Here is a 20,100-nt window from a genome sequence, read left to right as displayed (position 1 = left end):
CCCGTCAGGGACGGAAGGGAATCACCTGCAATCGGATCGGCCCCCGCCCTGCCTGGCCCCTGCCTCCTGCCTGCGGCAGTCCTGGAGCACTGGGCAGACTCGCTGAGAAGCTGCGGGTCTGGCGGCTGCTGCCCCGACTCGAGGCCATGAGCGTTGGCATTGGCTTGGAATTGGCGAAATACACATGGCTCAGGGTTCGGCCTTTGTAGGCCCGACGTTCCAGGGCCCACCCCGGCTCCAGGGTCAGTTTCACAAAAGCATCCTTGTCCCGCCGCACCCGGGTGGCTCGGGCCACAACCGTGCTGTCTCCCCTCACTGGATCCATGGCCTGCAGCAGCAGTCCATCGCGGGTCTGCTCCAGCTTCAGGCGAAAGCGTTTGTCGGAGTCCGTGCCTCCCGTGCGTAGGGAATAGCCATTGCTGTCGAGATAGCGGCTGCAGATCCCGCTGAAATCGAAATCATTCAAAGAAGGCTTCATCAAGCCGTCCCTGCGCTCTTCCCAACACAGTGGACGGGCCTTGATCTGCTCCAGCACGAGCAGTTTCCAGCGGCTGTTGCCCACGGCCTGGGCCAGAACCGCGAAGCGTTCCTGTTGCAAGGGCCGACTGTCGAATAAAGCTCGGCTCAAGCCAGGAAGAGCCGCGCCCAGACCGGCAAGCCCCAGGGCGGTGGCCGCTAAGGCAGTCCTGCGGAAGTAGGTTCGGCCCATAGCCCAGACCTCCTGGGTGCTCAAGAACCGTGTTGTACCGAACACAGGGTGGGGTGACAAATGGCTGATGGCGATCGCAGGGGACGGGTTGTCGCGGCGGCCACCGATGGAGCCTGTAGCGGCAACCCAGGTCCAGGGGGCTGGGGTGCCTTGATTCGCTTTGAAGACGGCAGCGTGGAGGAGTTCGGTGGATCCGAGCCGGCCACAACCAACAACCGCATGGAGTTGCAGGCTGCCCTCGCCGTGCTGGAACGCTTGGCAGAGCTGCCACGCCATCCCGATCTCACCTTGCGGACCGACAGCAAATATTTGATCGATGGGCTTGGCTCCTGGATGGTCGGATGGAAACGCAAGGGCTGGAAGACGGCCGCCGGTAAGCCCGTGCTCAACCAAGACCTTTGGCAGGCCCTGGATGCGGCACGCCTGCCCGATGTGCCGCTCACCTATGTGAAAGGGCATAGCGGTGATCCCGACAACGACCGGGTTGATGCCATCGCTGTGGCTTACTCGAAGGGGGGGGCACCACCGCTTCGTGCTGCGCAAACCCAACCTCCGGATCCGGCACCGGAGCCACTGCGCACGTTGCTCACGCGCCTGGAGCTGGCGGATCGGCTCGCCACCGGTGGTTTCACGCTCACGGCCGTCGAGCTGGCTCAGTTGGTGGAACAACCCCTCGCCAACGTGCTTGAACGCCAGCACCCGTGGCGTTGGCGCGACTGGATGGTGGAACCGATCGACGGGGATCGCTGGCGCTTGCGGCGTGCCGAGGCAGGATCGAGATAGAAGCAGGAAACCAGATGGCCCAGTCGTCATCGTCCGGGGCGTTGTCCACCGCAGGTTTCTATCGCCGCTGGCTGGGCCCCGTGCTGGCCAACGATGAGGGGGTCGATGCCGAACAGCTCAGTCGTGCGGCCTTGCAGGCTCTCGCTCAACTCAGCCTTCGGCGTCGATGGCCCGGAGTCTCCGGAGTGCTGGAGGGCATCGGTGCGGAGCTTCAGCGCAACGATGTGCGCCTGGAACAGGTGCTCTTCGGCTGCCGCTTCAGCAATCCTGTCGGGCTGGCGGCTGGCTTCGACAAGAACGGTGTCGCCGCAGGGGTGTGGGATCGCTTCGGGTTTGGCTTTGCGGAGGTGGGAACCGTCACCTGGCATGGGCAACCAGGCAATCCGCGGCCGCGGCTGTTCCGGCTGGCCCAGGAGCGGGCCGCGTTGAATCGTATGGGCTTCAACAATGGGGGTGCCGAAGTGCTGCGCCGCACCCTGTTGCGGCAGGCGTTGCCGGCCCGTGGTCAGCGCCCGGCAGTGCTGGGGATCAACTTCGGCAAGTCCAAAATCACGCCCCTCGACCAGGCGGCCGATGACTATGCCTCGTCGCTTGAGCTGCTGGCGCCCCAGGCGGATTACGCCGTGATCAACGTCAGTTCTCCGAATACTCCAGGTCTGAGGGACCTGCAGGACGCGTCGCAACTGCGGCGCCTGGTGGAGCGTCTGCGCCGTCTGCCCGGCTGCCCGCCCCTGCTCGTGAAGATCGCCCCCGATCTGGAGGATGACGCCATCGATGGTCTGGCTCGTCTTGCCTATGAGGAGGGGCTTGCGGGGGTGATCGCTGTGAACACGAGCTTGGACCGTCTCGGCCTCGAGCAGCGTGTGCTTGCTCAGACCGGCCGCACCCTGGCGGAGGAGGCGGGTGGTCTCAGCGGCGATCCCTTGCGCAGACGCGCTTTGGAAGTGTTGCGGCGCCTGCGCGCCACCGCCGGGCCGGCGCTTCCCCTTGTGGGTGTGGGCGGGATCAGCACACCGGAAGCAGCCTGGGAGCGGATCACGGCTGGTGCGTCCCTGGTCCAGCTGTACACGGGATGGATTTATGAAGGCCCCGATCTGGTGCCCCGGGTGTTGGAGGGACTGCAGCTGCAGCTCGATCGCCATGGATTCCGCCACATCAGTGAGGCGGTGGGGAGCGGCGCCCCTTGGCGCTAGCCGATACCCTTCCGGCAGGTCGTTGATGACGCCAGTGGGGGGGATGTGGTGCTGGCCGGACTGAGCGATCGCTTTCCTGCACTTGAGGGCTGGATGCGTCAGGTCCAGGCCCTTCTGGATCCCGTGCGGGTCGTGCTGGTCCCATCCGACGATGCCCTCACACTCACCTGGAGCCTGCAGGGAGAGCCGCAGGTCACCAGCGTCCCGCTTCCCCAGGATCTGGTCCGCGCCGGCGTTCCCCTGCAGCGCGAGGTGCTGGGCGACACCCTGGCTGATCTGCTGCTGGATCAGGGGTTGGTGGCAGCCCAGGTTGAAGTGGAGTTGTTGCTGCCTCTGCCGTGCTGTGAATGGCGGCGGCTTCAGGGAGCGGCAGCGGCCACGCTCAGCAACGGTGATGATCTGCGGGCGCTTGGCCCAGACCTGGGCTGGTCTCTCTCGCTGCAGGAGAGCTACCTCGACCTGGTGCCGGACACCCGCACGAAGACGGTGATGGTGGTGGGTGCCGAGCGCATGGTGCTGCAGGCTTGGCTGGACACCCTGGCCGCGGCCGATCTCAGCGTGCGCCGGGCTGAATGGCTGCTCTGTGCCGCCTGGAGGGGACTGGCCTGCTCGCACGAGCAGGACCTGCAGCAGCCTCTGATCTGGTTGGTGGAGCAGGGGGGCAGCTGGCGTCTCCTGCTGCTGGAGCATGGATGGCCTGAGTTGGACGTTGCCCTGGAGGCCAGGGATCTGGCGGCCTTGCGCGTGGAAGTGCTGGGGCTGGTCGATGCCTGGAGGGAGCAAAACTGTGAAAAAGGATCTGCAGTCATGGACCTTCCAGGCTGGTGCGTGACGGCTGATGCTGCGTGGAAAGGCCGCTGGGGGGAGAGCCATGACGCGCTCAAGCTGGGGCCATTGCTTGGGGATGCCGAAATGTCCTTGGTGGAGCTGGCGCTGATGGCGCCAGCGGAGTTGCCGTGATGAGCCAAAAGCAGCAGCGTTTGCCAGATCTGTTGCGCGAACGGCGCTTAGAGCTCGGACGTCCCCAGGACTCCCCACCGTTGATGCCCAAGGGGCCTCTGCTGTTGCGGGGGGCGTTGCTGGGAGGGGCGGCCGTTGGTGTTGCCTTGGCCTCTGTGGTTGGCTTGGGCTGGATTGAGGCTGCCCAGCAGCGCGAGCTGGAGACGCTGCTGCCGTTTGAACGTCAGGTCCGCTCCCTTGAAGGCCAGATCAAGACGAACAAGGGCAAGATGTCCTCTCTCAAGAGGGACACGCTTCAGATCGCCGAGCAACTCGTGGCGGTCCCCGCAGGATCGCCTTTATTGGAGCAGTTGCGGCGCGTCACTCCCGTCGGCATCCAGCTGGAGGACGTTTCGGTTCAAAGCGACCGGATCAAGGTTTCTGGCAAGGCTGCCGTGGGAACCACGCCGGGGCCTCTGGAGCGCATCAATGCTCTGGCCATCACCTTGGCGCGCCTGCCCATCTCCAAGGCGGATGGGGTGAAGGTGCTTAAGCTCACCCGCGAGGATGGTGACACCCCGGTGGTGAACTTCAGTCTCGACTGGGTGCTTGATCCCAAAGCAGGACCGTCGATCCAGCAGTTGGAGGCTTTGGGGGCTGAGGGGCTGGCCGAGCGCTACCGGTTGCTTGAGCAGCAGGGAGTGCCGCTGTGACCAACCTCAGTCCGGATCAATCGGTCTGGCGTCGCCGGTTCAGCCGGGGGCGGATTCTGGTGGGTGCGCCTGCGGCTTTCGGGGTGGTGCTGGCTGGGGCGCTGTTAGCCGGGCTGGCTTGGCCGCGGCTGGGGGTGATCGAAGAACAGCGCCAGCGCATGGATGACTTGAAGGCCAAAGAGGCATCCCTGCCCCAGTTGAAACTGCAGCGCACCAAAACCCAAGTGGAGTTGCAGAAAGCGCAGCAGCAGCAGAACCTGCTCATTGAACTGGTGGCTGGCCAGGGGGAGATCGACACGTTTATGGCTCAGCTCAGCCGCGAGTCGGTTGCCACCGGAGTAGCGATCACGCTGTACGAGCCTGTGCCTGCGGCTCCTGCGGATGCCTCATCGCAGGCACCGAACCAGGCATCCAAATCCAGAAACACCCAGGGGAAAGGCAACAAGCCGGCAGCACCAAAGGACCCCTTGGCCAAGCTCGGATACCAGAAAACGGCGGTTCTGCTCCAGGCGGAGGGCCCCTATCCCGGCTTGCTCGCTTTTCTCAGGCGGATGGAGGCGTTGGAATTGCTGGTTCAGCCCAGCGATCTGGAATTGGTGGCGCTTGACGATGCGTCTCAATCGTCTGATGAAGACGATCAACAACCCGCCGGGCCACCTCGCACTCAGCTGAAGCTGAAGCTCACGTTCTTTGACAAATCCGCTGCACCGGTTGAGCCAAAGGCGGAGTCAGCACCCTCCTGAACCACAGGTGAGTTCTTGTTGGTAAGGGCTGGTTGAGTTGAGATTCGATCGATACCATCCGCCCATGGTTTGTGGCGGTTCGGCCCGGGTATGCGCTTCCCTCCTTCCCGGTTGACGGCCCTCGTGTTGATTGCTGGCCTTTCGGCTGCCGACGTGGGGGCACTCGACGGGCTGATGAACAACGTCTCCCGTCAAGTGCAGGCGCAAGGTGCTCTGGCGTTGCGCATCCGCCGTGGCCCAAGCGGCGTGGAGGTGGTGGTTGAGGGTGTGGGTGCCCAGCCGGTGCTGCAGCAGCGCCTCAATGGCGGGGTGTGGGAGGGCCGCCTGCAAACCCAGGGTCAGCCGGGGGTGCGCAATGGCAGCCAGCAACTGTCGGATCCCGGCGCGAGCCTGGCCAAGGTGGCGATCAGTGGTTCGGGGCAGACCTACCAATTGGAAGTGGTGCCGGTGCCAGGACAGACCCTGCAGGAACCGGTGGTGAGTGCGGATGGCAGAAATCTGATCCTCCAGTTCAACGGTCTGACCACAGCGCCCACCCTGCAGACGGGCCGCCTGGATCTGAACACCCCGGGCAGTGTGCCCCAGGCGCGTTACGCCCCACCCCTGCGTCCCCGGGCTGTTGCCCCACCGCTGGGCGATATGGCCGTGGGCACGATGGTGCTGCAGAACCGCAGCTTCGTGAATGTGAGCGGTCCGCCGGTGACGCTCACCCTGAACAACGCTCCGGCAAAGGATGCCTTGATGGCTCTGGCGCGCTTGGGTGGGTATGGGTTTGTGTATGTGGGGGATGCCGGCGACGCAACTTCAGAACCTGGACAAGCAGCAACTGGAAGCGTTTCAGGTGGTGGCAATCCGGTGTCAATGTCTTTCCAGAATGAAAGTTATGCCCGTGCCCTGAATGGGGTGCTGCTGGCTTCAGGGTTGCAAGGAAAGCTGGATGGAAGGACTTTGATGGTGGGTAGCGCAGTGTCTGCGAAAACTTTCGGGCCTCAAGTGTCCAAGGTTTACCGACTCAATCAGGCGAGTGCATCATCGGCGGCTAATTATCTCGCCAGTCTTGGTGCATCAGTCAGCAAGGTGAATACAACATCAATCACCAGTGGTGATCCGGCCTCGGCTGGTACAACGCAGATCAGTTCGCAGACATCGCAGTCCACATCGACGTTGACCAGTATTGAGACCTATGGAGCGGCAGTTGGCCCTTTGAAGGGTTTAACAGGCACTACCGATAAACGATTGCAGACTGTGACATTGGTTGGTGATTCTCAGTTGGTTGCGATTGCGGAGGCTTATTTAAAGCAAATTGATCTCCGGCAAAGGCAGGTTGCTTTGACGATCAAGATTTTAGATATCAATCTCGAAAATGATAAGCAAATCGCAAATAGCTTTGCGTTCAGGTCTGGTAATATGTTTGTGGTGAGTGATAATGGTGAGTTGCTGGCTAATTTTGGTGGCTACAAGCCTCCTGCGACCGAGGCTGGCGGTTTGCCGGGTCGATACGCAGCCCAGGATGGAACAACGCCAGTGCCAGGTACTGGCATACTTGCGGGTGAAAATACTCCATTCTTTGATCAACCTTCTTCGGCTTATCCTTTGCCGGGTTCGAACACCCAGGTGGGTGAATCGAACTTGTCACCTGTAAGGCCAGATTTCGGGACTTACGACAATCCTCTGCAGCCTGGGGTTAGCGAAGTCACTGAGGATGGTGTTGAATACACACCTCCGACGAAGTTTCAATACCCTGAAAATCAATTTTTTGACTTTCTTCGGGCAAGGATTCAGTCGACTTCGACGAAGGTGCTTGCGAGTCCAACGCTTGTGTTGCAAGAATTTGGGGAAAAGTCGACAGGCACAGATAAAGGCAAAATCTCAGAAGATGGCAAGATTGGTCGCGAGTTTTCCAATGAAGCCTATGTACGTGTCGGCACTCAGTTCGTAACCTCTTTCGAGGTAAAGCAAGATGTCAATGGTAATAATTTCTGTCAACCGGTTTTTGCCAATGCTGGCCTAACATTCGGTGCTCGTGTGGAAAAAATCGATGACAATGGATTTGTGACTTTCGCGCTTTCACCCGAGATTTCTGCACCCGTTGGCACTGAGCAGGTTGGCAATTGTGGTTCGATAACGATCATCAATGACCGATCATTGGATACAGGGAAGATTCGTGTTCGCGATGGTCAAACATTGATCCTTACGGGTGTTATTTCTGATACCGATCGTGAGGTGGTAACGAAATGGCCAATTCTCGGCGATCTGCCATTCGTAGGTCAGTTCTTTCGGAATTCTGGTGGTGAGAGGTCAAAGAGTGAGTTGGTGATTATGGTCACTCCTAAAATTATTGATGATCGAGCTGGTGGCGCTTATGGTTACGGCTACAGGCCAAGTCTCCCTGCTGCAAGGCAAGTCCTTTCAGGGACTTGAATCGTAGTTCTATGTGTTCAGAAGCCCAATCCTATTGGGGAAAATGCCTTGATTGCTAAAGGTGCAATAGTTCTAATGGCAGTGGAGATGCTGCTCAAAACACTACTGCCTACGCCATTCGCCGGTATGGGTGAATCCTGATGATGTCGTCTCTTTTTGAGGTTATTAGCAGCAGAACTGAGCTGTTTTGCCCAATCCTTATTCCCCTGCGATTGATAGATAGTCGCCGCATAGCCAAAGTCTGAGGCGGCGAGGTCGTCCTTCACAAGTTTTGAGCGTGCGATCCCTCTCGCAATCCACGAGAGGCTCTCGTTCGGAGATTGTTCGATTGCACGACTGAACAAAGCTTCTGCGTCACCCCAGCGGCCTTGAAGAGCGGCATCGACGCCAGCATTGTGAAGCGATGCATGGCTCTGGATTCCATTTCCCACTCCCTTGGCTTGATCCCAGTGCGCTTCCTCAAGGGCTTCCGGACTGAGCTTTGCCCCGCTGAGATCTGACTCTCTTAGATCCGTTCCATAAAGTCGAGCACCAACGAGATTGGCTCCGCGTAGGCTCGCTCCGCGCAGGCTGGTGAAACTGAGGTCGGCGCCGCTCAGATCTGCTCCATCCAGTTGGGCTTGGCCAAGGTTGGCGCGCTGCAGCCGAGCACCTTGCAAGTTCGCATCACGCAGATCGGCATGCACCAAATCGGCATCTTGGAGCTTGCAATCCGGGCAGCTCCGCTTCTGTAGCAACAGCAGTAAAGCTTCCGAGTCGGCGGCTGATGCCGTGGGAGACAGTGCACTGCCGCATAACAAAGGGAGGGCCAGCAGCAGGGGGATATGGCGCATTAGCGAAGTGAGAGCTGCGTCAGCGATGCTCTTCTTGTATCAGCCGCCAAGGCCTCTGTCGATCAGTTGGCATTCAGGCTGCTTCTTGATTGATGCTCAGTGCTTCATCGAGCAAGGCTTGTTCGAGCAATTCTCTGGCCACCGCTTTCATCAGCTCCTGTCTGGCCTGGGATCGCTCCGCAGTGCTCCGAATCGGAGTCGTGCGCAGTCGCAACCGCATGCGGGTGCCATCTGATGCTGCGTTGGTGTCTTGCAGCAGCTGAAACAGATCCACGACGGCGACCCATGTGAGCGCTTCTTCGCCGCTGAAGCTCGGGCGGAAAACGGGTGCTTGTTCGCCTCGGGCGTTCAAACTTTCAAACTCCCCGATGCGTTGGCGCCTGAAGCGCACCACAGCATTGGGATGGCGATCGAACCAGTACCTGTCGTTCTGCAGTGTGTTGGCGCTCATCGCTTCGCATCCAAGGAGGCTTTCTTCAGTTGCTGCTCGATCAGCGACTTGAATTGCGGCCACGGTAAGGCTCCCTCCACAATCTGACCGCGATGTCGATCGCGACCAATGGTGGGGCCGATCACAAAGGTGGGTGTGGCGCTGATGTCGTGAAGGGTCGATTCCGATCGATTGCTGCGCACTGCCTCCAGGATCGCTGGTTGGCGCAGGCAGCGATCAAGTTCGTCGCCGTTCAGTCCTGCGGCGACAGCGATCGCGATGGGGCCACGGCATTCCAAGCAGCTCTGTTGGTCGTAAAGCGCCTGGTGTACTGGCCAAAAAGCGTCTTGTTGTTCAGCGCAGCGGGCCACCGCGGCGCTGGTTTCGGCTTGCTGATGAAACGGCAATGGCAAATCCTTATGGATGAGGCGCACTAAGCCTTCATCGATGAACTCCCGTTTTAATTTCGGAAATACTTGCTGTTGAAAACGGCGGCAGTAGGGGCATTGGTAATCGCTGAACTCCACAATCGTGATTGGTGCTGATGGCTTGCCGAGCACTGGATCCCCTTGCAGCAAGAGGTCCATCACCAGTGTTCGCGGTTGGCGGTTTTGCTTGTTTGGGGTCTGAACCACCGGGGACTCTTCTCCTGCGTTCTGCCATTGCTGTAAGCCGAAGGTGCCTCCGACTCCCAGGCAAGCGCCGAAAACGAGGTAAGCCGCTGATCGCATCCAGGTCGGAAGGCGCCAAGCGCGAGGCATTGGTGATTTCTGCATCGATGCGCCCTCAGTTGTTGGGACTAACGCAAGCCGATTAAATGGATCGAGATTCGTTCGAGCTCTGTGGGTGTTGGTGCCTGGCTTGAAATCGATCTTCTCCGTCAGCGTCGAGAAGATTACGGCCAGGTCAGACCGCAAGTGGTCTCAACCCGCAGCCTGCTGCGTCGTGGTGCGCTGATTGGCATCGCTCTGCCGGCAGGACTCTTGTTGATCTGCGGATGGTTGTTAGTGCGCAATCAATGGCTTGCTGCTGAGGCACGTTCACTCCTGCCTGCCCAGCAGGAGTACGGCGATCTTGAGCAGCGGCTGCAGACGACTCGCACAAAGCTGAAGCAGCTGGACGATCAGAACCAGGAGATTGCGAAGGCTCTTGCCGATGTGCGATCCAGTTCCGCGTTTCTCACCGAACTGCAGCGACGTATCCCAACCCGTTTACAGCTCGATTCAGTGGTGGTTGAGGGGAAGGGCCTGACGCTTCTGGGGGAAGGCGATCCCGAGGGGGGGTTCAAAATGGTGAATGCTTTTCTTCTCAGCCTTAAGAATTCGTCGTTTCTTGATTCCAGCTCGGTGATCCTGGTGGACGCTGTCTTTGATGAGCGCAAGCAATCGCCGCGGCTGCGCTATCAGGTCAAAGCCAATTTTGCCTCGGATGCGGCAGAGGCCAGCGCAGGACGTCTGCGACAGCTGGGGGCGAATGGTGTGGCACTGCGCGTCGAGTTGATGCGCCGGCTTGGGCTGCTGCCATGACCAATTTTCAGACCAATCCAACGGCTCCTCGGGTGCGTTGGCTGACGCCAGAACGTGCGGTTTTGGTGATACCGATCGCGGCAGGTTTGATGGCCACCGTGCTTCTTACTTTTTTGGCGCTTACCCCCCTGCTTGTGCGGAACCAAGGCCAGCGTGAACAAGTGGAGGAGCTACGGCGTCTGCGTGATGCCGTGCCGTTGTTGCGTCAACAACTCGAGGTTGAGTTGGCGCGGCTTGAGCAGGGTTGGCAGCGGCAGGAATCTTTGTTGGAGTTGGTCGCGGGGACCGGTGAACTCGATACGTTGCTGGCCCTCCTCAACGATCTCGCCGATCGGATCGGGGTGACGATCACCCGCGCCGAACCCGGTGAAGTGCAGGCCTATCAACCACCGCCTACCCCTGCAGAGGGGCAGGCGGTTGCGCCGCCCCCGGCGGCAGGTGGTGAGGGCGCCGAGCCGAAGGATCCTCTGTTGCGCGAGGGATTGGAGCGCCGTTCAGCCCAACTGGGTGTGTCAGGGTCCTTTGCCGGGTTGCTTGGTTTCATGCGTGCGCTTGAGAGCCTGCAGGTATTTGTGGAAATCAGTGATCTAGATCTGCAGGTTCAGCAAGTCAGTGCCGACGAAGAGAAAGGTGCTGAGTCCGCTGCACCCCCTCTCGATCTGTCGCTCACCCTTACTGCTTATGGCCGTCAGCCTGACGACGCAAAAGGTGCTTCAGCTGCAGCGAATAACGTGCAACCTTCCGCTCCTGCCAGCGCCCCTTGAGGTGACGGGGTTCTGAAGAGGATGGGGCGAAACGCGTTTGGTTGTAGCTGTTTGCCAGTTGATCGAGCACCTCTTGGAGCTCGGGTTGCTCTCGGCTTAGCCGTTGGCTGAAGGCCCGCAGCGTTTCCCCATCTTGGGGATGCCAGCCCCCTCGCTTCAGTACGGCGAGGCAGCGTTCAAGGGCCTGGCGCAGTTTGTCTGCTCTTGGGCCTGCCGGGAGGCGTTGCAGAAGGAGCACGGCAGGAACCAGGAGAACACCGATCGTGAGCACTGCCACCACCCCCTGGCTCCGTGCCCCGAGGGGTAGCCATTGCAGCAGCAGTCTGCGCTGGGCTTCGGCATCGAAGCCCATCACCCAGCGCTGCCACTGATTGTCGAGCCCGCGCCATTGATCAGCGATTGGCCGAAGCCAGTGCCGAAGGCCTGTGACGGCAAGCAGGGGACGCTCTGACGCCGGCAAGCTGCTGAGTAGATCTGTGCGACTGCGTTGTGGGGCGATCCAGGCGGTGGGGTCGACCTGCAGCCAACCCCGCTTCGGATCCCAGATCTCGGCCCAGGCATGGGCGTCGCTGTTGGTGATTTCCAGAAAGGGCTGGCCGGTGAGGGGCCTCACCCAGCGCCCGCCCTGATAGCCCACCACCACTCTTGCCGGTACGCCTGCAGCTCGCATCAGCCCCGTGAAGGCGCTCGCGTAGTGGCCGCAGAAGCCTGCGCGGCTCCGAAACAGAAAGGCATCCAGCCCCCCACGCGCGGGCAGGGTTCCCGGTTGCAGGGTGTAGCGAAAGGGGTGTCCGATGAACCAACGTTTGGCCTTGTTCACCACCTCCAATGGATCAGTGGCACCCTGGCGCCATTGTTGGGCCAGTTCCTCCAATCGTGGATTGCTCCCACGAGGCCATTGCAGATCCTGGGCAGTGGGAGGTTGCTGGCGCCAGCTGTGCACGTCAGTGGTGACCGGCGGATTTGCCAAGCGGTAGCGGAATCGGGAGCGGATCGGCTCTGACGCCTGCAGTTCTCCCTTGGCTGTGACGGTGAGTGTGGTGGTGAGCGGTGTCCCCTCGCCATCCCAGGGCACCTGGGAGAGGGCAGAGGGCTCCAGCAGCCAGGTGCGTGGCTCTTCTATCGGTAGGGCGCTGTTGGCCATCGGCGCAGTTGCACGACCGACCGGAGCTGCACGCCAACTGCCCCGATCGAAGCGATCGAGCACCAGCACACGCCAATAACGCTTGCTCGGTGGCGGCAGATCAGGCTTTTCCACAAACAGGCGAGCCGCCAGTTCGGAGGAGCGGGCCAGCTCACTGAGGGCACCGGGGTTGAGCTGGTCGGAGAGGCCGCTGCGGCCCGACAAGTTGGAGGGCAGCGTCCACAACGGCGGAAGCCTCGGCAGCAGGAGGAAGGCGCTGATGACCAGGGGCAGGGCCAGGCCGACCAGGCTGAGGCAGCGCTTGAACAGGAACCGCAGCGGTTGCGGCCCCCCCTCCACTGCGATCAGGCCGCTAAGGCTGAGCAGGGCAGCCAGCCCTTGCAGCAGGCTCGCTGCCAGGGATTGACTGAGCACCCCGGCCAAGGCGATGCCGATCAGCAGAATCAGGGACACGAGGCGAAGGGGGCGACCTGCGTGTGCCTCGACCAGTTTGAGCCCGGCCAGCAGCCAGAGCAGATTGGCGAGGGCCGTGAGCCAGGGCCGGCTATCGAGCCCAGCGGAAGCCAGGCCCCAGCAGGCGAGCACGGTGAAGGTGAGGGCCTGAAGCCGCCGCTGGGGCAGGGCGGGCCAGCTGCTGATCACGAGCAGGGTGGGGATCAGCACGAGGCTGCTCAGCTGCAATTGACCCGTGGGCAGAAGCTGCAGCCAGAGCGCGGCGAGGGCTGCCTGCAGCAGACGGCGTGCCGTTAAGAGCTTGCCGGTCATGGCGGTTCACCTGGTGCCTTGGCCAGGGCGGTGAGGCAGCGCTCGAGATGGGCGGCGCCGCTGCCGGGCCTGATCCGGTCGCCATGGGGCAGGATCAACCCGAAAGGCTGTCCCGCTGCGGCCATCCGGCAGAGCTGGTCACACACGTGCTCGAGACCCTGCTCCAAGGGCAGATGCGGATCTGGGCTGCACCACAGGGCCGGGAGCTGGTCGTCGCTGAAGGTTTTGCAAAGGTCGCCGCGACCGCGAGCCCGCGTTTTCCAGTCGAGGCGTTGGCTTCCCTCCTCCTTGCGCCAAGGGCGCAGGTCTTCGAAGCTTTCGCTCCCTGCTTGCCGCACTGAGTCGGCAGAGGGTGAGGGCTGGTTCGAGTCAGCCTCACCCTTCAGCCACTGCACTGGTCCGGGCCGCCGGGCTGGCGCCACGGTCACGAGCAGATCGGGTTTCCAGCCACCCCAGCACCGGAACAGGCCAAGAGGTGCTCGGGTGACCAGCAGTAGCTCGCCTGGTCGTTGCTGACCGCGGCCGACTGCCAACCAGGGAAGCTCCAGGCGCGTGACCCCTGGGGCGAGATGCCATTCCGTCCTGCTGGTATCCGGCAGGCCCCGCCAGTGCAACTGCAGGCTGCTGTGCCAGTGCTGGCTGCGGGCTTCCAGGGCGATGCTGCCTCGCTCACCAGCGAAGGTGATCGGCTGGTCGAGTGTGCGCAGTTCCAGCCCAGCCAGGTTCTGGTGGGTGAGAAACAGCGCCAGCAGCATCAATCCGCCCATCAGGTAGGCCAGCAGCAGGGGGGTTCTGCTGCTGGCCTGGATGCCCATCAGATAGATCATCACGGTGCTCACGCACCAGAGCCCCCCGAAGCGACTGCTGAAGATGAAAAGGTTGCGGCGGCTGAACTGCCGGGTTTGGCTGGGCTCAGCGCAGCGCATCCACCGACTCCAGCAGGTTGCGGCTGAGTGGCTGGGGTTGGTGCAATCCGCCATCCAGTCGATGCTCACTCACGGCTTCGAACACAGCCTGCACATCATCGGGAAGCACACAGTCCCGACCTTCCAGATACGACCAGGCGCGGGCAGCAGCGATCAGATCCTTAGCAGCGCGCGGACTCAGGCCGATGCTTCGGTCGCGGCTGGCCTGCACCAGATCGAGCACGTAGTCCAGCAAGGCCGGAGCCGTGTGCTGCTGTTCAACCGCTTGTTGCGCTTGCAGTAGATCGGCAGGCTGCAGGCTGCTGCTCAGGCTCTCCACCGCTTGCTGGCCCCCGCTGAGCATGGCCCGTTCCGCTTCCCGATTGGGGTATCCGAGCGACAGGCGCATCAGGAAGCGATCCAGCTGCGATTCGGGCAGCGCGGAGGTACCGCGCTGGTCGAGCCCGTTCTGGCTGGCGATCACAAAGAACGGTTGTGGCAGGGGATGGCTGGTGCCTTCCATACTCACCCGACCACTGGCCATCGCTTCCAGTAGGGCGCTCTGGGTGCGGGGGCTGGCTCGGTTGATTTCATCGGCCAGCAGCACTTCGGTGAAGAGGGGGCCAGGGTGAAAGCGGAACTGGGCGGCTGCGCTATCCCAGATGTTGATGCCGGTGAGATCAGCGGGCAGGAGATCGCTGGTGAAATGCATGCGCTGGAAGGCGAGGCCGAAACTGCGCGCCAGCGCTTCCGCCAGGGTGGTTTTGCCCATGCCCGGTTTGTCTTCCAGCAACAGATGGCCGCGGGCAAGCAGGCAGGCCACGCAGAGTTGCACCTGATGCGTTTTGCCCAGCAGCACGCGGCTGATCCCAGCAATCACAGGCTGCAGGTGAGAGGGCATGCCGAAAGCGAGCGTTACATTGATGATGTTGGGCCAGTTGGCAATCCCCTGGAGGCCGTGTCTTGACGTATCTCTATGCGGTGTTGGGCATCGCCATGTTGACCGGCATCATGGCGATGTTCGAAATGGGGCTGTCGTTGACAAGCCAGCAGAGTTTGTTGTCACCCCCCAACGATGCCTACACGGGAGGAAGACCGGAACAGCGTGATGATCAGCGCTGGATGGAACTTCTGAGTGATTCCGACGCTCTGGATGTGATCGGACGCAATCTGAGTTCACAATCGCTCTGTGATCAGCTGCTCTGTCGTGTGAGTGAGGCGCAGGAAAAGCGCTGTACTGGAGAAAATGCTTACGAGGCTGGTTATGACACTCTCGGCGAGTTTTCTGCCAGCTCAATCACCGATTCAGGTCATCCTTTTCCCCGTGCCTGTGTGTTCAGCAAGGGCGCCCATCGTGTGTTGATCGTTCCTGAGGAAAAAGAGCCTGGGGCACCTTATGGTTTGTATTCCTGCCTCACGAACTCACTGAACAGTGCAGGCTTGTGTTCCTTTGAAGGCTGACCCGGGAGCTCAAGAATGTTGGATGCAGTGGTGGGAGCGGTGATTGCGGTTACGGCTACCACGGCGATGTTGTCGGCGGTGCAGGTGACGCAATCGGCTTTCGATCAGGCCGGTCGTTCACCCTTGATTGAAGGAGAAGTGGAGATTCTGCGCGGAGCCGGATATGACGCCAATGCGGGATCCGAAGATCGTCAAGTGCTAGAGGCTGATTTGCGTCAGTTGCCGGTTCAGTGATCGGTCGTCGCCGCCATCTCCATTCGGCTTGCAGAGGCATGACGCTGCTGGAAATGGTGGTGGCGATGATGATGTTGGTGATGTTCACCGGTGTAGTGGTGGCGGTGCTGGAGGTCACCTCTCGCTTTGCCGGGGAGGTGGAGTCGGCGCAGCAAGGTGGGAATGGGGTGTTGATCGATCATCAGGAGATCCAGATTGGTCTCGACCAGTTGGCCGAGGTGCTTGGGCAGCCCGGCATCAGCAAAGATCGTTTGAATGGTCTGGTAACGGGTTATCCCCAGATCGCCTTTGCCTCGTCCACAGATCCGGGTCAAGCCTGTGCACCGGCTGACTCCGATCCACTGCAGGTTTGGCGTTTGCCTGGGCCCAAGCTTTTGTTCCCACCTGGTTATCGCATCTGCGTTTGGACTACTGGCTTGGTAGAGGCTTCAACCGAGGCCCTGGTGCGTCGTGATGCCGGAGCTAAGGCGGGGATTTATGTGCTCCAGGCCTTGCCCGAGCGCTCCGATGCCGCCAGTCTTCCCACACGGCGACTGTTTTGCAGGCCGCGGCCGTTCTGTTGAGCGATGACTTCCACCCCCCTGGTTGGCACGAAGTTCTTTGGGCTGGAGCTCACTCCATTGCTGCAGCGCCTGAAGGGTTTGCGTCGTCAGGTGTCAAAACGAGTGCTGCTGCTCGAATTTGATCCCCGCCGGCTGCGATTGGCGGAGGCCAGGTTCGCCGGGGCTGGTCTTCAGTTTGATCATGTGTCCCGCATCGACCTACCTGAGGATGCTTTGGAGAGGGGGATTCCCAGCGACCCGGCAAAGATGGCTGGTTTGATCCGGGAGCTTTGCAGCGAGAAGCAGATTGATGTGGTTCGCGCTGCTGTTGTGTTGCCTACCGAGGTGGCGTTTCAGCGTTTGATTCAGTTGCCCGCTGGGCTTTCCCTCCAAGAGGCCCGCCAGTTTGTGCTGGATCCATCCAGCGGCCTGCAGATTCCAATTGCGTTGAGTCAGGCCGATTTCGACCTGCAACCCACCACCTTGCCGGGTTTGCGCGGCGCAGAAGGAAATCAAGTGACGTATCTGCTTTCGGCGATGCCGTGCAACTTGGTGGACAGGGTTTTGGAGACGTTTCAGGCGGCGGAGCTGGAGCTGCAGGCACTGGAGATTGGTGCTTACAGCCAGTTGCGCTTGATGGCGCTCGATTTGGTGATGCTCAGAGAGCAGGATGTGCGGCTGGTGTTGGAGCTTCAGCGCGACTGCACGCATTTCATCTTGGTGGGGGCTTCAGGTCCGTTTTGTATGGAGCGCCTCGCTGCAATTAGGGAATTTCCTGAGCCAACTCTTTCTGAGGAGCAAACCGTTTCTGCCCTTGAGGATGGGGTGGGCGCCGAGCAGATCAGCATCCATCAGGAGAGCTACCTCGCGCTTTCCGAAATGGATCTGCGTGTGCTGGTGGCGGAGATGCGCGAAGCGCTGCAACGGTTTTCCGCGGATTGGCCAGGTTTTCACCTGCAAGACATTGCGCTCATGGGTCCCAACAGTGCCCATCCGATCTTGGCGGAGCTGTTGCAGGCGGAGTTCGGTTGTTTCGTTCAGGCTCTGGAGCCGGTACTGGCGCCGGCGGTTGAGGGCCTGCAATACGACAACGTGGTCGTCCAGAAAGGTCTCAATCGACTCGTCGGCTTGGGTTTAGGGCTTTTGCCGAGCGACCATCTGCTGTCTTGCCGTTTGTTGGATGCTCCTGTTGCAGTCTCAAAGACCACTGCTATTTCACTGGTGGATGTCACACCGGCCCCTGAGCCCAGTTCATTTGTAGAGACCGAGTCTTTGGCCGTGATTGAGTCGCAGGTTGCGTTGCCAAACATTGAGCTTGAAGCAGTGCCAGGGGGCGGCTCCAGCACTATTGCCAGCAGCCACGCTTTGGCGAGTGATATCCCACTCCAGCTAGAAGTGGAGCCACAACAGGATCCTGCCTTGGAATCCGAACCAATCCAAGAGGAGGAAGAGGAATGGCCAAGCATTGCTTCGCAGGTGTTCCCATCAGAGCCTGAGTTGCCGATCGCACCGAGTAGTGAAGAGATCAACGACGACGAGGAGGAATGGCCAAGTATTGGTCGCCTGATGTTTGCGCAGGAAGCGACGGTTTCCAACATCGAGGCCACGCCTGAAGCTCTTGACGAGCCAATCGATCAGGATGCTGTTGCTCAGGCTGAGCCAGAGAGGCAGGATGACGCATCGTCGTTACCGCTAGGAGAGCTGAAATTCAGTGATGACAGTTGACGTTGAATCAATTGATAGATGGAAAATTCTCTATTTGCCAAAATTTTGAATCAGGCTGAACATTGGTAGATAGAGGGAAATTACGATGGTGCCAACAATTCCAGATACCACAAAGATCACTGCAGGTTCCATTGCTTTGGTGAGTGAGCTCACAGTGGATTCAACTTCACGCTTGTAAAAAATCGCCAGTTTCTCGAGCATGAAGCTGAGCTGGCCTGTTTCTTCGCCTATTTTAATCATCGAAATAACCAGTTTTGGAAACACCTGGCTTTTGGCGAGAGAGTAATTGAGTTCCTGTCCTTGCATCACTAGATTGATACCACGACGGATTGTGGTGCGAATCCGTTCATTCGAACTTGCCGATACGCAGCGTTCCAGACCATCAACCACAGGAATGCCTGAATTCACCAGGGTGGCCAATGTGTCACACATTCCCGCCATTTCAGAGCGCAGGATGAGATCGCCAAACAAGGGCACGCGGAAAATGGCTGTGTCGATGCGCAAACGTCCTATTTTGCTGGCATAGACGGTACGGAAGCCATATAGAAGCCCCAGGATTGTGAGCGGAGCACCAACGGCGAATTGCCAACTGGTGACCAGTTTGGAGAGGGTGAGCATGAAGGACGTGAGCGCAGGCAGGTCAGCGCCCATGCCATCGAACATGTCTTTGAACTTGGGAACGATAAAAATCAAAAGACCAAGGCTCACGGAGATGGCTAAGAGAAATACCAATGAGGGGTAGACCAGCGCCCCGATAATCTGACCTCGGATCTTGGCCTGCTCTTCCATCAGTAGGGCGATGCGTTCCAGCACTAAATCGAGAATTCCGCCAGTTTCACCGGCTTCAATCAATCCCACCGTGATCGGTTTGAAAACCTTGGGGTATTGCCGCAATGAGAGAGAGAGTTCTTCCCCTGCACTGAGCCTCGCCGCGATTCGTTGCACACAATGGGCTAGCTTTTTGTTAGTCATGTTCTCGGCAATCAGTGTCAACCCTTGAGCGAGCGAAACGCCGCTCTGCAGAATCACTGAAAGCTGCCGAAAGAACACAAGCAGATCTTTTTGGGGCACCTTGAGTTGTTGTGGTGCTGGCTGCCCTCCCAACAGGCCGCTGAACAAACTGATCATGCTGCTCGATGGTGGGTTTTCTCTGGCCGCCAGTGTGCTGCTTGCAGCTTTGTTGAGGCTGGTGTTGCCGTAAGTGGCCATGGCTTAAGTGTTGGCCTGAAGAATGGCTTTGGGATTGGAGGCTTTCCCGATCGCTTCTTGCAGGGTGATCGTGCCTGCATCCACCAGGCTCTGCAAACATTGCTCCAGTGTATTCATACCTTCGCGGCTGCCAGTTTGCAGCTGTGAGTAAATTTGACTCACTTTCCGTTCTCGAATTAGATTGGCGATTGCGGGTGTATTAATCAACAATTCATAGGCCAGTGAGCGTTTGCCGGATGTGTTTTTGCAGAGTGTTTGCGACATGATCCCGACCAAGGAGGTTGACACTTGCAATCTGGCCTGTTCCTGCTGATCACCAGGGAAAACATCCACGATCCGCTCCACTGTTTTGGCGGCTGAAGCGGTGTGCAGGGTGCCGAGTACCAAGTGACCGGTTTCTGCGGCGGTAATGGCGAGTTGAATCGTTTCCAGATCCCGCATCTCACCAATGTAGATCACATCGGGATCTTCCCGCAGAGCTGCACGCAGAGCAGAGGCAAACGATTGGGTGTCGCGTTTAACCTCACGTTGATGAATGATTGAATGACGCGAGTGAGAAAACTCAAATTCAATCGGATCTTCAATAGTGAGAATGTGGCGTTTCTGAGTTTCGAGAATGCAATTGATAAAGGCCGCAAGTGTCGTGGATTTACCTGAGCCTGTGGGACCTGTGCAGAGCAAAAGACCGCGATGTTTATTCGTGAGATCAATGAGTGGTTGGGGCAGACCTAGATCCTGCCAGCGAGGTAAATTGTCAGGGAGTATCCTTAACGTGAGACAGCGCTTATTGTTGGCCACGTAGGCATTGATACGAATGCGTGAGAGTCCCTCGAGTCCGATTGATGTATCCAAATCATTATGTTTTTCAAATATCTTTAATTTCTCTTGACCGAGTAGCTCTCCAAGCAATTGATCCATGTCTTGCTTCTTCAGGATATTATCAAGAATGCGAATGTCTGAATTTGTACGTATGGCTATGGGCGACTCTTCTTCCAGATGGATATCAGACGAACCAGCATTAATAGCAAATTGAACGATTTGGCGAGCCAGTTTCATAGCAA

General features: G+C 59.4%; 21 protein-coding genes. 12 read left to right on the top strand and 9 right to left on the bottom strand.

From position 1 onward, the window contains the following. Positions 1 to 4: 4 nt before the first annotated feature. A complete protein-coding gene (locus tag SynPROS71_RS12740) occupies positions 5 to 709 on the bottom strand; it encodes a DUF3747 domain-containing protein (protein WP_186595535.1) in 705 nt (234 codons plus the stop codon). Between the two features lie 60 nt (positions 710 to 769). On the opposite strand from SynPROS71_RS12740, the gene SynPROS71_RS12735 reads away from it, so the two are divergent. From SynPROS71_RS12735 to SynPROS71_RS12710, 6 genes are all read left to right on the top strand, one after another. Beyond that, entirely contained in the window at positions 770 to 1,492 is a 723-nt protein-coding gene (locus SynPROS71_RS12735) for a ribonuclease H (protein WP_186595533.1), read from the top strand. A 14-nt stretch (positions 1,493 to 1,506) separates the two neighbouring features. Next, on the top strand, positions 1,507 to 2,685 hold the full coding sequence (locus SynPROS71_RS12730) for a quinone-dependent dihydroorotate dehydrogenase (RefSeq protein ID WP_186595531.1): 1,179 nt from the start codon (positions 1,507 to 1,509) through the stop codon (positions 2,683 to 2,685). 48 nt (positions 2,686 to 2,733) lie between these two features. Continuing rightward, positions 2,734 to 3,645 carry a hypothetical protein gene (locus tag SynPROS71_RS12725; RefSeq protein ID WP_255442194.1) on the top strand — a complete coding sequence of 304 codons (912 nt, stop codon included), beginning with the start codon at positions 2,734 to 2,736 and terminating at the stop codon, positions 3,643 to 3,645. After that, positions 3,645 to 4,337, top strand: coding sequence for a PilN domain-containing protein (locus SynPROS71_RS12720; RefSeq protein ID WP_186595527.1), 693 nt, complete (start codon positions 3,645 to 3,647; stop codon positions 4,335 to 4,337). The genes SynPROS71_RS12725 and SynPROS71_RS12720 overlap by 1 nt, the downstream gene beginning before the upstream one ends. Continuing rightward, positions 4,334 to 5,080, top strand: coding sequence for a hypothetical protein (locus SynPROS71_RS12715; protein WP_186595525.1), 747 nt, complete (start codon positions 4,334 to 4,336; stop codon positions 5,078 to 5,080). Before SynPROS71_RS12720 ends, SynPROS71_RS12715 begins: the two co-directional genes overlap by 4 nt. A gap of 90 nt (positions 5,081 to 5,170) precedes the next feature. Beyond that, on the top strand, positions 5,171 to 7,501 hold the full coding sequence (locus SynPROS71_RS12710) for a type II secretion system protein GspD (protein WP_186595523.1): 2,331 nt from the start codon (positions 5,171 to 5,173) through the stop codon (positions 7,499 to 7,501). A gap of 17 nt (positions 7,502 to 7,518) precedes the next feature. On the opposite strand, the gene SynPROS71_RS12705 is transcribed toward SynPROS71_RS12710, so the two are convergent. From SynPROS71_RS12705 to SynPROS71_RS12695, 3 genes are all read right to left on the bottom strand, one after another. Further along, positions 7,519 to 8,334: a pentapeptide repeat-containing protein gene (locus tag SynPROS71_RS12705; RefSeq protein WP_186595521.1), complete on the bottom strand. Its 816-nt coding sequence runs from the start codon at positions 8,332 to 8,334 to the stop codon at positions 7,519 to 7,521. A 73-nt stretch (positions 8,335 to 8,407) separates the two neighbouring features. Continuing rightward, complete coding sequence (locus SynPROS71_RS12700; RefSeq protein ID WP_186595519.1) at positions 8,408 to 8,785, bottom strand: hypothetical protein; 378 nt, start codon at positions 8,783 to 8,785, stop codon at positions 8,408 to 8,410. Next, on the bottom strand, positions 8,782 to 9,525 hold the full coding sequence (locus tag SynPROS71_RS12695) for a DsbA family protein (protein WP_186595517.1): 744 nt from the start codon (positions 9,523 to 9,525) through the stop codon (positions 8,782 to 8,784). The genes SynPROS71_RS12700 and SynPROS71_RS12695 overlap by 4 nt, the downstream gene beginning before the upstream one ends. 156 nt (positions 9,526 to 9,681) lie before the next feature. On the opposite strand from SynPROS71_RS12695, the gene SynPROS71_RS12690 reads away from it, so the two are divergent. Together SynPROS71_RS12690 and SynPROS71_RS12685 are read left to right on the top strand one after the other, a co-directional pair. Then, positions 9,682 to 10,290: a PilN domain-containing protein gene (locus SynPROS71_RS12690; protein ID WP_186595515.1), complete on the top strand. Its 609-nt coding sequence runs from the start codon at positions 9,682 to 9,684 to the stop codon at positions 10,288 to 10,290. Then, on the top strand, positions 10,287 to 11,054 hold the full coding sequence (locus tag SynPROS71_RS12685; protein ID WP_186595513.1) for a hypothetical protein: 768 nt from the start codon (positions 10,287 to 10,289) through the stop codon (positions 11,052 to 11,054). The genes SynPROS71_RS12690 and SynPROS71_RS12685 overlap by 4 nt, the downstream gene beginning before the upstream one ends. Here the strand turns inward: SynPROS71_RS12685 and SynPROS71_RS12680 are convergent. The 3 genes from SynPROS71_RS12680 to SynPROS71_RS12670 are packed head-to-tail and all read right to left on the bottom strand — an operon-like array spanning position 10,963 to position 14,769. Further along, positions 10,963 to 12,963 (bottom strand): DUF3488 and transglutaminase-like domain-containing protein, encoded by a 2,001-nt coding sequence (locus SynPROS71_RS12680; RefSeq protein ID WP_186595511.1) that lies wholly within the window; start codon positions 12,961 to 12,963, stop codon positions 10,963 to 10,965. The genes SynPROS71_RS12685 and SynPROS71_RS12680 overlap by 92 nt on opposite strands. Then, complete coding sequence (locus SynPROS71_RS12675; RefSeq protein WP_186595509.1) at positions 12,960 to 13,889, bottom strand: hypothetical protein; 930 nt, start codon at positions 13,887 to 13,889, stop codon at positions 12,960 to 12,962. Before SynPROS71_RS12675 ends, SynPROS71_RS12680 begins: the two co-directional genes overlap by 4 nt. Then, on the bottom strand, positions 13,876 to 14,769 hold the full coding sequence (locus SynPROS71_RS12670) for a MoxR family ATPase (protein ID WP_186595507.1): 894 nt from the start codon (positions 14,767 to 14,769) through the stop codon (positions 13,876 to 13,878). The genes SynPROS71_RS12675 and SynPROS71_RS12670 overlap by 14 nt, the downstream gene beginning before the upstream one ends. A 62-nt stretch (positions 14,770 to 14,831) precedes the next feature. Here SynPROS71_RS12670 and SynPROS71_RS12665 point away from each other — a divergent pair, with 62 nt between their 5' ends. Genes SynPROS71_RS12665 through pilM form a run of 4 tightly spaced genes read left to right on the top strand, consistent with a single transcriptional unit; the run spans position 14,832 to position 17,830 of the window. Further along, the gene (locus SynPROS71_RS12665) at positions 14,832 to 15,329 is read left to right on the top strand and encodes a hypothetical protein (RefSeq protein WP_186595505.1); all 498 of its coding nucleotides are present in this window, start codon (positions 14,832 to 14,834) and stop codon (positions 15,327 to 15,329) included. A gap of 15 nt (positions 15,330 to 15,344) precedes the next feature. Then, positions 15,345 to 15,563: a hypothetical protein gene (locus SynPROS71_RS12660; protein WP_186595503.1), complete on the top strand. Its 219-nt coding sequence runs from the start codon at positions 15,345 to 15,347 to the stop codon at positions 15,561 to 15,563. 38 nt (positions 15,564 to 15,601) lie between these two features. Next, positions 15,602 to 16,126, top strand: a complete 525-nt coding sequence (locus SynPROS71_RS12655; RefSeq protein ID WP_186595501.1) for a hypothetical protein — start codon at positions 15,602 to 15,604, stop codon at positions 16,124 to 16,126. 3 nt (positions 16,127 to 16,129) lie between these two features. Further along, positions 16,130 to 17,830 carry a type IV pilus biogenesis protein PilM gene (gene pilM, locus SynPROS71_RS12650; protein WP_186595499.1) on the top strand — a complete coding sequence of 567 codons (1,701 nt, stop codon included), beginning with the start codon at positions 16,130 to 16,132 and terminating at the stop codon, positions 17,828 to 17,830. A gap of 30 nt (positions 17,831 to 17,860) precedes the next feature. On the opposite strand, the gene SynPROS71_RS12645 is transcribed toward pilM, so the two are convergent. Both SynPROS71_RS12645 and SynPROS71_RS12640 read right to left on the bottom strand, forming a co-directional pair. Beyond that, the gene (locus SynPROS71_RS12645) at positions 17,861 to 19,039 is read right to left on the bottom strand and encodes a type II secretion system F family protein (RefSeq protein WP_255442192.1); all 1,179 of its coding nucleotides are present in this window, start codon (positions 19,037 to 19,039) and stop codon (positions 17,861 to 17,863) included. A 3-nt stretch (positions 19,040 to 19,042) separates the two neighbouring features. Beyond that, positions 19,043 to 20,095: a type IV pilus twitching motility protein PilT gene (locus SynPROS71_RS12640; RefSeq protein WP_186595497.1), complete on the bottom strand. Its 1,053-nt coding sequence runs from the start codon at positions 20,093 to 20,095 to the stop codon at positions 19,043 to 19,045. Positions 20,096 to 20,100 lie beyond the last annotated feature (5 nt).

The sequence above is a fragment of the Synechococcus sp. PROS-7-1 genome (assembly GCF_014279795.1).
Lineage (GTDB): Bacteria > Cyanobacteriota > Cyanobacteriia > PCC-6307 > Cyanobiaceae > Synechococcus_C.
The sequence above is the reverse complement of the archived record's forward strand: the minus strand, read 5'-3'. Positions and strand labels throughout refer to the sequence as shown.